This is a genomic window from Desulfuromonas svalbardensis, from assembly GCF_055389415.1.
The window spans coordinates 2248042-2261644 of sequence record NZ_AP042416.1 but is presented as its reverse complement, the minus strand read 5'-3'; the positions used below and the strand labels follow the sequence as shown (position 1 = coordinate 2261644).

14 protein-coding genes are annotated in these 13603 nt (G+C 42.3%); 1 reads left to right on the top strand and 13 read right to left on the bottom strand.

Going from position 1 to position 13603, the window contains the following annotated elements:
• Nucleotides 1-7 precede the first annotated feature (7 nt).
• Entirely contained in the window at nt 8-556 is a 549-nt protein-coding gene (locus ACZ5KY_RS10170; RefSeq protein WP_464243786.1) for a Tll0287-like domain-containing protein, read from the top strand.
• Here the strand turns inward: ACZ5KY_RS10170 and ACZ5KY_RS10165 are convergent.
• The 13 genes from ACZ5KY_RS10165 to ACZ5KY_RS10105 all read right to left on the bottom strand — a co-directional run bounded on the left by ACZ5KY_RS10165 (nt 553) and on the right by ACZ5KY_RS10105 (nt 13590).
• Complete coding sequence (locus ACZ5KY_RS10165; protein WP_464243785.1) at nt 553-2187, bottom strand: ABC-F family ATP-binding cassette domain-containing protein; 1635 nt, start codon at nt 2185-2187, stop codon at nt 553-555. The two genes, ACZ5KY_RS10170 and ACZ5KY_RS10165, sit on opposite strands and share 4 nt — an antisense overlap.
• Before the next feature lie 45 nt (nt 2188-2232).
• Nucleotides 2233-3102, bottom strand: a complete 870-nt coding sequence (locus ACZ5KY_RS10160) for a precorrin-2 dehydrogenase/sirohydrochlorin ferrochelatase family protein (protein WP_464243784.1) — start codon at nt 3100-3102, stop codon at nt 2233-2235.
• A gap of 85 nt (nt 3103-3187) precedes the next feature.
• Entirely contained in the window at nt 3188-4030 is an 843-nt protein-coding gene (locus ACZ5KY_RS10155; protein WP_464243783.1) for an HDOD domain-containing protein, read from the bottom strand.
• Between the two features lie 24 nt (nt 4031-4054).
• Complete coding sequence (locus ACZ5KY_RS10150; RefSeq protein WP_464243782.1) at nt 4055-5890, bottom strand: methyl-accepting chemotaxis protein; 1836 nt, start codon at nt 5888-5890, stop codon at nt 4055-4057.
• Nucleotides 5891-5962: 72 nt separating this feature from the next.
• Nucleotides 5963-6463: a chemotaxis protein CheW gene (locus ACZ5KY_RS10145; protein WP_464243781.1), complete on the bottom strand. Its 501-nt coding sequence runs from the start codon at nt 6461-6463 to the stop codon at nt 5963-5965.
• Between the two features lie 147 nt (nt 6464-6610).
• Nucleotides 6611-7648, bottom strand: a complete 1038-nt coding sequence (gene argC, locus ACZ5KY_RS10140) for an N-acetyl-gamma-glutamyl-phosphate reductase (protein WP_464244655.1) — start codon at nt 7646-7648, stop codon at nt 6611-6613.
• Between the two features lie 79 nt (nt 7649-7727).
• On the bottom strand, nt 7728-8120 hold the full coding sequence (gene rpsI / locus ACZ5KY_RS10135) for a 30S ribosomal protein S9 (protein WP_464243780.1): 393 nt from the start codon (nt 8118-8120) through the stop codon (nt 7728-7730).
• A 24-nt stretch (nt 8121-8144) separates the two neighbouring features.
• Complete coding sequence (gene rplM / locus ACZ5KY_RS10130; RefSeq protein ID WP_464243779.1) at nt 8145-8573, bottom strand: 50S ribosomal protein L13; 429 nt, start codon at nt 8571-8573, stop codon at nt 8145-8147.
• A gap of 91 nt (nt 8574-8664) precedes the next feature.
• The gene (truA, locus tag ACZ5KY_RS10125; protein WP_464243778.1) at nt 8665-9411 is read right to left on the bottom strand and encodes a tRNA pseudouridine(38-40) synthase TruA; all 747 of its coding nucleotides are present in this window, start codon (nt 9409-9411) and stop codon (nt 8665-8667) included.
• 43 nt (nt 9412-9454) lie between these two features.
• Complete coding sequence (locus ACZ5KY_RS10120) at nt 9455-10465, bottom strand: aspartate-semialdehyde dehydrogenase (RefSeq protein ID WP_464243777.1); 1011 nt, start codon at nt 10463-10465, stop codon at nt 9455-9457.
• Nucleotides 10466-10558: 93 nt separating this feature from the next.
• Nucleotides 10559-11656 carry an aspartate-semialdehyde dehydrogenase gene (gene asd, locus ACZ5KY_RS10115; RefSeq protein ID WP_464243776.1) on the bottom strand — a complete coding sequence of 366 codons (1098 nt, stop codon included), beginning with the start codon at nt 11654-11656 and terminating at the stop codon, nt 10559-10561.
• Between the two features lie 44 nt (nt 11657-11700).
• Nucleotides 11701-12792 (bottom strand): 3-isopropylmalate dehydrogenase, encoded by a 1092-nt coding sequence (gene leuB / locus ACZ5KY_RS10110; protein ID WP_464243775.1) that lies wholly within the window; start codon nt 12790-12792, stop codon nt 11701-11703.
• Between the two features lie 267 nt (nt 12793-13059).
• Nucleotides 13060-13590, bottom strand: coding sequence for a 3-isopropylmalate dehydratase small subunit (locus ACZ5KY_RS10105; RefSeq protein ID WP_464243774.1), 531 nt, complete (start codon nt 13588-13590; stop codon nt 13060-13062).
• Nucleotides 13591-13603: the final 13 nt, after the last annotated feature.

Genomic DNA, 13603 nt, shown 5'->3' with positions numbered 1-13603 from the left:
GGAATCAATGCATTATATTGTGATCGTTACGATAAGCCTTTTACTTTGCACCAACGCATCAGCCCAGAATTGTTGCACTCAAAACAATTCCGCAGAACAAGACCATGCCGAACAAGTGGTCACGCTGTTTCAGCAACAGCTAAAAAAAGAATTAATACAAGGGCTTATGAATAGTCCCATTGATGCTATTTCTGTTTGTCAGATAAGAGCACCACAAATTGCTGCTAAATTGTCGACAGATGGGGTGACCGTCGGTCGCGCGAGTAACAAACCACGTAATGACAAGGCAGTAACACCACAATGGGTGCTACCATACCTTGAAAAATATCGTCATTTGTCACAAGAGAACGCGGTTCCAATGCACGTTGAAATCGACAGCACTAGAATTGGTTATGTAAAGCCAATCAGGATACAAACACCATGCTTAACCTGCCATGGTGACCATATTGACAAACCATTACAGCAAAAAATCAATCAGCTGTACCCTAACGACCAAGCAGTGAATTACAAAAAAGGGGAATTTCGTGGCGTATTTTGGGTTGAAACGCAGCTTTAGGCTGCCGATGAACCCACCCCACTCTTTTCTAAATAGTAACCGTAATCACCTTCATAACTTCGCAGTTCACCGTGGTCAACTTCAAAAACGCGATTCACTAAGCTGCGGAGGAAATGGCGGTCATGACTTACCAAAACGACAGTTCCGTTAAATCGTTTTAGGGTCTTAAGAAGGATCTCTCTCGATTGAATATCAAGATGATTGGTTGGCTCATCAAGAATTAAGACATTGACCGGACGCGCTAATAACGTTGCAAGCACGAGACGGCTCTTCTCCCCACCTGACAGGGTTGAAACCTTTTTATCAACATCATCACCTTGAAACAAAAAGGCCGCACAGAGGTTACGAATAGCACCAATAGAGTCTTGTGGCATCACCTGTTGTACTGTTTCAAATACCGTTTTCTTTAAATCTAAGAGTTCGGTCGCATGTTGACTAAAATAACCAATATCAACATTGGCTCCAATATTTACCTTGCCCTCCGTTGCCGGTGTTTGTTCAGCCAGCACTTTCAAAAAGGTCGACTTACCGGCACCGTTTACACCAACGACTGCAATCTTTTCGTGTCGACGAACTAATCCTGTTGCATGACTAAAGACCTTCTTATCATCACCATCTTCACTGGGCCACGTTTTGGTTAAATCATCAAATGCCACAACATTATCGCCACTACGTGGTGGATCTTGAAATTCAAACTTCACCGACTTTTGCTCAGCAGGTATAATTATTCGTTCTATTTTTTCAAGTTTTTTTACCCGAGATTGCACTTGAGCAGCATGGGAAGCTCTGGCAGCAAAACGGGCGATAAACTCTTCATCTTTTGCCAACATATCTTGCTGACGTTTGTAACTAGACAACAGTTGTTCGCGTCTAATTTCACGCTCACGTAAATAGTAATCATAATTACCTGAATAGGTCGTAATGTTTTGATCAGCCACTTCAATGATACGTGACACCAACCGGTTCATAAAGTCACGGTCGTGACTGGTCATCAACACAGCCCCTTTATATTCAGTAGACAGCCACTCTTCGAGCCAAACAATCGATTCAACATCAAGGTGGTTCGTCGGCTCATCGAGTAATAATACATCAGGATTCAGAGTCAAAATCTTTGCCAATGCAATCCTCATTTTCCAACCACCACTGAATGATTCCACTGGTCGAGAATAATCTGCTGCTCCAATTCCTAAACCGGTCAATACTGATTTAGCTCGTGTTTCAAGGTCATAGCCACCACGATGCTCATATTCGGCCTGAGTATCGCCATAGCGCTCTAAAAGGTTAGCAAGTGCATCATCATCCATCGGCTCGCACATTTGAGCTTCCATAATGCACACCTGTTCACCAAGCTTCATCACCTCACTTGAAGCAGAAACAACTTCAGCGAGTGCACTCTGGCCACTCATATCACCAACATCTTGAGAAAAGTAACCAATGACAGCCTTTTTAGCACAAGAGATTTCACCATCGTCAAGTGATTCTTCACCGGTAATTAAACGAAAAATAGTGGATTTACCCGCACCATTAGGACCAACCAGGCCACAACGTGTACTAGGTAGGATTTGTAATTTTGCGCGTTTAAATAAAATTTGAGAACCATATTGCTTACTGATATTTGTCAGATGAATCATTCTGTAGCCTTATATTCAAATAATTGATTTAATTAATAGGTGCTCTTATTGCTTAACAATGATTTCAAAACTCACGCCATCGTTTTTCAGGTAACAAGAAAGTCTTTCACATTGATCTGAAAAATGTACTCCCGAACGAATTAACACAGCGATTGTTTCACCACGTTGGCAATATTCTTTAAGGAGTACGTAAACCGTTTCAGCATCAAAACAGTTATTTAGATTTTCAATTTTCACATACTCAATTTCATGTTGACTCGAATCAGTGCTAACAGAAAAATGCTGGGCATTGGATTCAGACAAGACAACACTAAATCTTGTTAGTTGAGGATACTTAAATAGTATCTCCAAGTCCTGTGCGACATCATCACACTCAATAAAGAAAACATGAGAAAAAAGTGTTAACAACTGGTTTCGTGCCGCACTAGGATCGATATGACCTTGTTGCCGTTTACGTTTCGTCTCTTCTACTAAATTTTCTAGTTCAAGCGGTAAAAGTGCATCAATCTTATCACGAACAACTTGACCAATCGTTGGACTTGCCCCATCCGTTGAAACGGCAACCTTCAATGATCCGTAGCGTAACAATGATGAAAAATAAAAATTACACTGGTCAGGTTGATCAACACGATTGACTAATATATACCGTTTGCGTATGACCTCTTGTAATAAGCTCCCCACCTCATCACAACCCGTAGCATCGACAATAATGTTGTATGTGTGAAAATCATTAAATTCAATATTTTTAGTGACCTTGTTAACATCAAGGTCATTAAATTGAGAACAATAACTCAGGGCAATCATCGAAAACTTTATCTTATTTCGATATAAAACAGTGGCTTTTTGCAAGGCGATAGCCCCACCACCGAGCACGAGGATAGTTGGTGTTTTTAGTAAAATAGGGATGGTGGACATAATCACCTCTAAAATATAAATTTAATTTCGACAATAAAAAAGGGCCAATAGGCCCTTATTTATTGATCATATTTTTCTTTAATAACTACGACATAAAGGAATCTCGGTTTTCATCAAATACGTCTTGAAATTCCTCTTGTATTGCTTCAATAACCGTCGGAGTAATCACCAACTTCTGAGCACTTTGGGTTTGTCCAAGATCATACTCATCATTACTTTCACGATGACCAATCCCTAACTTAAAGCACAGATTTGATGCTAAACTAACCACCGAAGACAGATCAGACACTTCAGATCCTTCCGCTTCCTCCAGATTGTTTTGGAAACAAACAGAATCGACTAACAGCGGAGCAATTTTCCATGAGTGAAGTACCGCAGCACCAACCGTTGTATATGGGACAGCAAACACTTCTAACTCAAGCGTTGAATAGTCACCTGCGCCATTATAAACTGCTTCAACAAGCTCACGATAACGTTCTGGCTCATTATTATTACGAATTATTTTGCCCAAATTGCTAAATAAACCTGCGAGAAAGGCTTCTTCAGGATTTGACACTTTGAGTTTAGAACTCAAATATCTAGACGCTAAAGCACATCCCACAGATTCTTCCCATAACATCTTTTCAAGTAAGCCATACGACTTATTCACACTACTCATACTAGAAGCCAATACAAGACTTCGAACGGTTCGCTCACCCAGCAAAACCAACGCATTTTGCAATGTCGTAATCTGACGAGAAACGCCATACATAGACGAGTTCGCAATTTTCAACATGCGTGCTGATACGGCTGCATCAAGTGAGATAGTGTTGGCAAGTTGCTTAATTGACATCTCAGGGTCTTGCAAAAGCTCCAATACTTTTACTGCAACAATTGGCATTGGAGGCAGATCACCCATTTCACTAATAATTTCACTATAATTTTGCATTAATTTCTTATCCAAAATTTAAAATTAAAACTTACCAAATTCTGAATCATCAAGAGCAATTTGCTCTACAGGTGATGAAGATCTCCCTCCCCAACCTGAAGTTGAGCCAGAATTCACGGAAGGTGTTCGTTGTGAAAATGAAGGGGTTTGTGGTGGCAACTTAAAGGACCCATCATTCTTCAAAACAAACTTTGTTAATATATCCTCAAGTTGAGCTGCTTGGCTAGATAATTCTTCCGCAGCGGCAGCACCCTCCTCAGCGTTGGCAGTATTTTGCTGTGTTACCTCATCGATTTTACTAATACCATCATTTATCTGAGTGATCCCTTGGGCCTGTTCTGAACTTGAAGCTGAAATTTCTCCGACAAGGTCATTTACTTTTTGAATCTCTTCAACTATTGAACTGAATGCCTCCGCAGTATTGTCCGCTATTTCAGCACCATACTCAGCCTTACTTACTGAACTTTCAATCAAAGCTGCTGTTTCCTGGGCCGCTTTGGCACTCCGAGCTGCTAAATTCCGTACCTCTTCAGCAACGACAGCAAACCCTTTACCATGTTGCCCAGCACGCGCAGCTTCAACCGCAGCATTCAAGGCAAGGAGATTTGTTTGAAATGCAATTTCATCAATTACTTTAATAATTTTAGAAATATTCAATCCCGACTCATTTATATCAGCCATAGCGGTAACCATTTGACGCATTTGAGTGTTACCATGATCAGCTGCAGAACGGGCTTGTGATGCTAAAGTGTTTGCTTGTTGTGAATTTTCAGCATTCGTGCGTGTCTGTGAAGACAATTCATTCATTGAGGCTGAAATTTCCTCAAGTGAACTCGCAGAATCCGTTGCACCTTCAGAGAGTGATTGACTGGCATCAGAAACTTGCGATGCACCAGAAGCAATCTGAGTACCTCCCATCTGGACCCGAATCATCACTTCATTGAGGTCATCACACACTTTTTTTAATGCAATGCGCAAGGAATCATGCTGATCACGAGGGTTCAGTTCAAAGGAAAGATCACCTTGAGCTAACTTTTGCAAAGAGACCAAAACATCATGTTGTAGAAAATCGGCAAAACGATCAATAGTCTGACCGATATGGCCAATCTCATCATTACGTACTATATTCAACCGGCCGTCTAACCGGCCACTAGCCATATTGTCAAACATCTCTTCAATGACAACCAGTGGCTTTCGCACAAGAGAACCTAGAACCCAATAAATAATAATTTGAGCAATCAATACACCAACAATAGCAGTTAAAAGCATTGTTTTAATGCCTTGATTAATTCCACTTTCGAGGTTTTTCTCAACAACCATCATTGTATCGGTTAAGCTGGTAAGATCGTACTTAAGATAAAGAATTCCTCCAAGATCACCGATATTGTTATCTTCATGACAGTCAAGGCAACTCGCCTCATAAATTTGCGATCTCGTCAAAACTAGATGGCCATCAATTTCATGTACGGAAATATTACCACTGCGATCACGTTGAGACTCTTGAAAAATAGCATTGTCTAAAGAGCTACCAATATTTGATTCAAAACTCGAATAATTGATGGAACCTTGTGGCCCCAACATACCAACTTCAGATACATTTTGCACGGTCGCTAAATCAGTGAGTAATTCACCAAACAGGTCCATATCTCCAGTTTCAACAGAGCCACTTGTACCAACGACCAAGCTCTGAAAAATACTATTCGCTTGTTGATGAGCTGCTTCAGTTAAAAGTTTTTTCTCATCATCAGCTTGGCTATGTAATAAGTGTGATGTTTGGGTAATAATGATGACAGTTGCTGTTCCCATTACGGCAACTAAAACGATCAACAATATGGTTGCTACCTTCTTTTGAATACTCATCTATCCCCCTCATAAATAAAGGCTGATTCCCAAATGAATGGAAATCAACCTATTTATTAATTGTTCTATATTCTATAGTTCGATTTGCTCTAGATCTGAATCATAGAGAAGCTTACCAACGTTAAGCAAAATCTTAACACGGTCACCCATTTTCCCCATACCTTCAATATATTCAGTACTATTGCCGGCATTAGTTCTTGGTGGTGGCTCAATATTCTGTGGTGGGATATCGGCAACTTCATTCACCTTATCAACAACTAGGCCAACCGATGTTGTATTGAGTTGCACAACGATAATACAGGTACGCTCATCATAGTCACGAGGGGGTAAATTAAACCGTGCGCGTACATCCATTACAGGAATAACTTTACCTCGAAGATTAATAACACCCTTAATAAAACATGGCATATCGGGGACTTCAGTAATACGTTGAATTCCAATAATTTCAGTTACAAAGCGAATCTCGATGCCATAATCTTCATCGCCCATATGAAAAGTAAGATACTTTCCCTCTTGGGTATCTTCGTTACCTGATTCAAGCTCGGTAAAACTTGGTTTAGCAACCTCAGCCATAACTCAACTCCTTTTATAGACGATAAAAATAACAGTAATAACGAATTAGTTGTTTATCAAATCAATGAATATACTAGCGTAATCCTCAAATCATGTACACCCTAATCTAGGGTCATAAAAACATTAAATGAACAATTTCATTACACACTAAGGAAACAACGGAACAACGCACAGTCCCATCTCCTCAGGAAGGCCTAGCATTATGTTCATATTTTGGATTGCCTGCCCCGCAGCTCCCTTAACGAGATTATCGATTGCTGAAACAACAATAACCCGTTGAGTTCTCTCATCAACAGCAAAGCCAACATCAGCGTAATTACTCCCCTTTACGTAAGCGATATTTGGTAGATGTCCTTTTGGCAACACCCGAACAAATTTTTCACCTTGATAAAAGGTTTCATACATCTCTTGCAATGACAACGGATCTATTGCTTGGGAGAGGCCTGCATAGCAGGTTGACAAAATCCCACGACTCACAGGCAACAAGTGAGGAGTGAAATTAACCACGACTTCTTCACCAGCCAAGCCTGAAAGTGTTTGTTCTATTTCCGGAGTATGGCGATGACTGGCAATGCTATACGCTTTAAATCCTTCATTAACCTCACAAAACAGACTCCCTGTTTTAGCTTCACGACCAGCACCGCTTGTTCCTGACTTACTATCAATAATCAATGTACGGTGATCAATAATAGAGTGCTTCAAAAGGGGCGCCAATGCCAAGGCAATGCTGGTGGGGTAGCAACCAGGATTGGCAACTAAGCGTGCAGTTTTGATCCGTTTTCGCCCTAATTCTGGCAATCCATAAACAGCTTCGGGAAGAAGTTCAGGACTCGAATGAGGTTGATACCACTGCTCATAAACGGAGACATCTTGCAGACGATAATCGGCCGATAAATCAACAACACGGCAGCCGTGATTAAGAAAGTCAGGAACAACGTTCATGGCTGTCTTGTGTGGCAATGCAGTAAAAATAAAATCAGCTGTAGCGGATATTGTTTCAACATCAACGGGCTCACACGACAATGAAACAACTCCAGCAAGAGTTGGAAACACTGTCGAGATTTCTTCACCGTCATATTGCCTTGAGGTAATATGAGTTATTTCAACTTCAGGATGCAGAGCAAGTAAACGAATTAACTCTAACCCCGTATATCCACTGGCTCCAACAACAGCAACCTTGACCACATTAACCTCCAAAAATAAAAAGAGGGGAACCATACGGTTCCCCTCTTGTGTAACAGATATTGGTCGTACAGTGTAATGATTAACGCTTTGAGAACTGGAAGCTACGACGTGCACCAGCACGGCCATATTTCTTACGCTCTTTAATGCGGCTATCACGTGTGACAAAGCCAGCTTTTTTAAGAACACCGCGTAGACTTACATCATACGCAAGAAGTGCCTTAGTAATGCCGTGCTTAATCGCACCAGCTTGTCCAGAGGGTCCACCACCACATACATTTACAAAGATATCAAATTTACCAACATTCTCTGTCAATTCTAGCGGTTGACGAATAATCATCTTGGACGTTTCACGACCAAAAAAATCGTTATAATCTTTCTTATTGACAGTAATATTACCTGTACCAGCCTGCATCCAAAGACGAGCGATAGAGGTTTTTCTTTTGCCAGTGGCGCAATATCGTTGTTCAGCCATTTTAAATCATTCTCCTTAAGTAAACTAAATATCGAGTACTTTGGGCTGTTGAGCTGCATTCTGATGCTCGCTGCCGGCATAGACCTTCAATTTTTTCAGCATTTGACGACCCAATTTATTTTTGGGAAGCATACCACGCACGGCCTTAATCACCAATTCTTCTGGTTTTTTTGCCTGCAAATTATCAGCATTAATCGAACGGATACCACCGGGATAACCCGTGTGATGATAATACATCTTAGCCGCGCGCTTATTACCAGTCAAAACCAGCTTCTCTGCATTGACAACAACGACATAATCGCCTGTATCAACACTAGGAGTATAAATGGCTTTGTGCTTGCCTCGTAGAGTTCTTGCGATTTCAGTGGCAACACGTCCTAAGACTTTGCCTTCCATATCAACCAAGAACCAATCTCTTTTAACTTCCGATGCTTTTGCAACTTTCGTACTCATCTCAATCCTCTCAATTATGTAAATTCTGCGTAGCTTTACGGGGCCCACAGAGCGCAAAACATAAACGATCCCTCGCCTACAGTCAAGCATTTTACATATTTTTTTCGTACCACACGTTCATCAAACATAATCCACACGCTGGAGCAGTGCGTCCCGCATTTTTCCGTTCACCACTTTCAAGTAAAGTCTGGATACTTTTTGAATCGATTCGACCACTGCCCACATCAATTAAAGTTCCAACCAGAACGCGAACCATATTCTTTAAAAAGCCACTACCCTTAACATTGAAAATCAGAAAATCGTCAGATTCAATCACCTCAAACGCATAAATCTCTCGGGTTGTTGTTTTAGCAACGCAAGTGCTTGACCTGAATGCGCTAAAGTCGTGCCGACCAACAAAAGATTTCGCGGCAACAATCATTGATTCACGATCTAGCTCCATCGAAACATGCCACGATGTATTTCGCTGCAAAGGTGAACGGATCTTGCCCCGATAAATTTTATACTGATACCACTTCCCTACGGCATCAAAGCGTGCATGAAATTGTTCAGCAACAATTTCTGCAGACCGTACAGATATATCCTCGGCCAAAAAACGATTCACTCCTTCACGATACGCCGATAGCGGCAAGAGATTCTCTGTATCAAAATGGGCTCGCATACCTATCGAATGAACCCCTGCATCAGTACGACCAGAAGAGTAAATCCTTACAAGGGTGCCAACGACTCTTCCAAGAGCTGCTTCAACACGTTCCTGTATCGTATCGGCATTCGGCTGAACCTGCCAACCGCCGTAACGAGTTCCATCATATTCAATTGTAAGGCAAATTCGTGTCATAACAGACTAATACTTCACAATACGTTGCAAGAAAGAAACGATACTACAGATACTTAGAGCCCAAAAGTTCAGCAATTTGTACAACATTAGTCGCCGACCCTTGACGTAAATTATCTGCCGCGACCCACATATTTAGTGCCTTGTCACACGATTCGTCAGAGCGAATTCTACCAACATAAATTGAATCTTGACCCGAAACATCAATCGGCATCGGATACTCAACATCACTAACATTATCTACAAGTTCAACATCAGCCATTCCATCAAACAACTCACGTGCTTTTGCCACACTTATTGTCTCTTTAGTCTCGACGTTGACAGATTGGCACAGACCGTAAAATACCGGAACGCGAACGGCAGTCGCGGTCACTCTGAGGTTTTCCACAGCCAACACTTTTCGCACTTCACGCACCAAGCCGGTTTCAGCATCTGTATAGCCACTGCTTTCAAAATCACCAACATGAGGCAGGCAGTTGAAACCAACTTGGTGTGGGTATAATTTATCCTTAACGGGTCGACCATTTAACAGTTCACCACATTGGTTCCTTAACTCATCTACACCCTGTTGACCATTTTCAGATACCGGCTGATATGTTGAGACAATGACGCGCTCAAGAGCACTAAAGTCAGACAACGCCTTCAATGCCAATGATAACTGCAGCGATGAACTTGCTGGGCTCGCAATAATTCTCTTAGTGCGATACCCACTCGCCGCCTCACCATTAACGCTCGGCACAACCAGCGGCACAGCATCGTCCATACGCCAAGCTGTCGATGTATCAATACAAATTGCTCCAGCTGCTGCTGCGACAGGACAAAACTTTTCGCTTATTAAGTCCGTAGCGCAAAAGAAAGCAATATCAACACCAGTAAACGAATCTTGACCCAATAATTGAACAGGTACCGATTCGTCATTGAATTCAACAAATTCGCCAACCGAACGTTCCGAAGCCAAAAGACGAATTTCCTGAACCGGAAACTTTCTTTCTTCAAGCACTTCGATAATTTGTCGCCCAACAGCGCCAGTGGCGCCTACTACGGCCAGTGTGTACATAGTGCTCTTACTCCTCTATCAAACAAGAAAGAGTGCAGCGGGGATCTCCCCACTGCACTCTATTTTCAACCGCATAGAAACAGCTTTACGAAACTATTTCTCACGCAACAATTGCAACATTCTACGTAAGGGCTCTGCCGCGCCCCAAAGCAATTGATCGCCACAGGTAAATGCTGACAAATACTCAGGGCCCATTCTCATCTTACGAACACGCCCAACAGGGACAGTGAGCGTTCCTGAAATGGCTGCCGGGGTAAGGTGCGCCAATGTTTCCTCTTTAGTATTGGCAACAAGCTTAACCCATTGGTTATCATTTGCAATCAACTGCTCAATCTCCTCAATAGGGAGATCCTTATTGAGCTTGATCGTCAAAGCCTGACTATGACAGCGCATAGAACCGATTCGCACACAAATTCCATCAACAGGAATTTCTTGATCTGCTGCGAGAATCTTATTTGTTTCAGCATGCCCCTTCCACTCTTCCCGACTTTGGCCATCCTCAACTTCACGATCAATCCAAGGCAAAACACTGCCAGCCAAAGCATAACCAAATTCACTGTGCGGCAAAGAATCACCACGAAGTGTTTCAGTTACTTTTTTATCAATATCAAGAATGGCTGAAGACGGATCAGAAAGCAATTCACTGACAGAGCCCTGAAGGACACCCATCTGACTTAAAAGCTCGCGCATATTTGGTGCTCCAGCTCCCGAAGCAGCTTGATACGTCATGGATGAAACCCATTCAACTAAGCCTGCACGAAAAAGCCCACCAATAGCCATCAACATCAAACTCACCGTACAATTACCACCGATGAAATCTTTTTGACCGTTTTCAAGTGCTGCATCGATCACGTCACGGTTAACAGGATCAAGAATGATTACAGCATCCGACTGCATGCGCAGCGAACTTGCCGCATCAATCCAATAACCATTCCAGCCAGCTTTACGTAATTCAGGATGTACAGCGTTAGTATAATCACCACCCTGACAGGTAACAATCACATCCAGCTTTTTCAGTTCATTGATATCCTTTGCATCACGCAAAACACCCGCGTCCATTGGAGCAGGGATACCCACTTGAGATGTTGAGAAAAATACTGGTTCGATACCAGAAAAATCATCTTCCTCTTGCATCCGTTGCAACAAAACCGAACCAACCATGCCACGCCAACCGACAAAACCGACTTTCATTCTTTTGATCCTTTATTCGAAATTAAAATTTGACTATATAATGGTTACAGAGCTGCGATGATCGCATCGCCCATCCCACTGGTATTAACCTTCTTCTCACCTTCTGTACCTTGGAAAATATCGCCAGTACGGTAGCCATCATTCAACACTTTCTCAACCGCTTTATCAATCGCATCGGCAGCATCTGTCATAGCAAAAGAGTAGCGTAACATCATTGATGTTGAAAGAATCTGAGCGATTGGGTTGGCAATTCCCTGACCAGCAATATCAGGAGCACTACCACCTGAAGGCTCGTACATACCAAAAGTTCCCTCAGCTAAAGAAGCCGAAGGGAGCATACCAAGAGAACCTGTCAACATTGCAGCTTCATCAGAGATAATGTCGCCAAACATGTTACCGCACAACATAACATCAAACTGCTTAGGCCAGCGAACCAACTGCATCGCGGCATTATCAACATACATATGTGACAATTCAACATCAGCGTAATCTTTGGAAACGCGCTCTACCACTTCGCGCCATAGCACTGAAGTTGAAAGAACATTGGCTTTATCAATACTACACACTTTGCTGCCCCGCTTACGCGCCACATCAAAAGCGACACGTGTAATTCTTTCGATCTCAGGCTCAGTATAAAGCATGGTATCAAAACCACGACGCACACCGTCCACCTCATCAACCCCTTTAGGATCAGCAAAATAGATACCACCTGTTAGTTCACGAACAACTAAGATATTAAAGCCACCCTCAATAACACTCTCCTTGAGGGAAGAGCTGCCGATCAAAGCAGGGAAGATGATGGCTGGACGTAAATTACAGAACAGACCAAAAATTTTACGTAATGGCAACAGAGCGCCACGTTCTGGCTGCTCATCTGGAGGTAATGATTCCCATTTCGGACCACCGACACTACCAAATAAAATTGCATCGGATTTCTTGCAGAGTTCGACGGTTGTTTCGGGAAGTGCTTTTCCCTCATTATCAATTCCTGCACCACCAACATTTGCCATCGACTTATTGAAAACAACGCCAAACTTATTTTCAATAGCGCCAAGAACCTTCAATGCCTCAGTCATTACTTCAGGACCAATGCCATCCCCAGGAAGCACTGCAATATTAAAACTCTTTTCAGCCACGGTAACCCTCCTCAAAACTAAAATTAATGTAACAAATCTGCCACAGTTCACACGACCAAGCAGATGAATTTGCAAAACAATGAGTGGCACTATAGAAATCTGCGCCAATAAATGTCAAACAATTTTCCACCCAACTAGAACCGCACCCCCAACATGAGCCAACAACGACACATCGTCTGAGCCAAAAACGACACAATAGCTCAAATATTCAAATAAGAAAGGCCGGAATAAACCGGCCCCTCAAATACAATCAATCATAGCTGCGAATTAATAACGCTCATCTGCAAATTCGACCCAGCCACCAGCCTTAACAAGAGCCATATCAAATTCTGAAACGCCAAAGCTAATTTGGATCTTTTTATCACCTGAACTGGCGTTGATCGTTTGCGATTCAAGCTCAACAGCGATATCAACAGTCCCAAGCTCAGTAAGTGCGAAAAGCTGATCAATATCAGATTTAGGCAACTCAATGGCTAACATTCCGCCATTGAACATATTCTGACGGAAAATACGGGCATAACTTTCTGCAATAACCGTATGAACATCGTTCACTTCAAACACCCATGGTGCGTGTTCACGAGATGAACCACAACCAAAGTTTTGCCGTGACACAACAACACGCGCATCTTTCAATGCTTGGCCCTGAGGATCAAAGCCGTCCAACTTAAGATCTTCCAAAAGGTACGGCTTCAGGGCCTCCTTGGTCACTTCAGTTAGATACTTTGCTGGAATAATCTCATCGGTATTAATGTCGGAGCGGTCTAGAAAGATCGTCGCGCCTTTAAATATTTTTTTCATATCTGCGATTTCC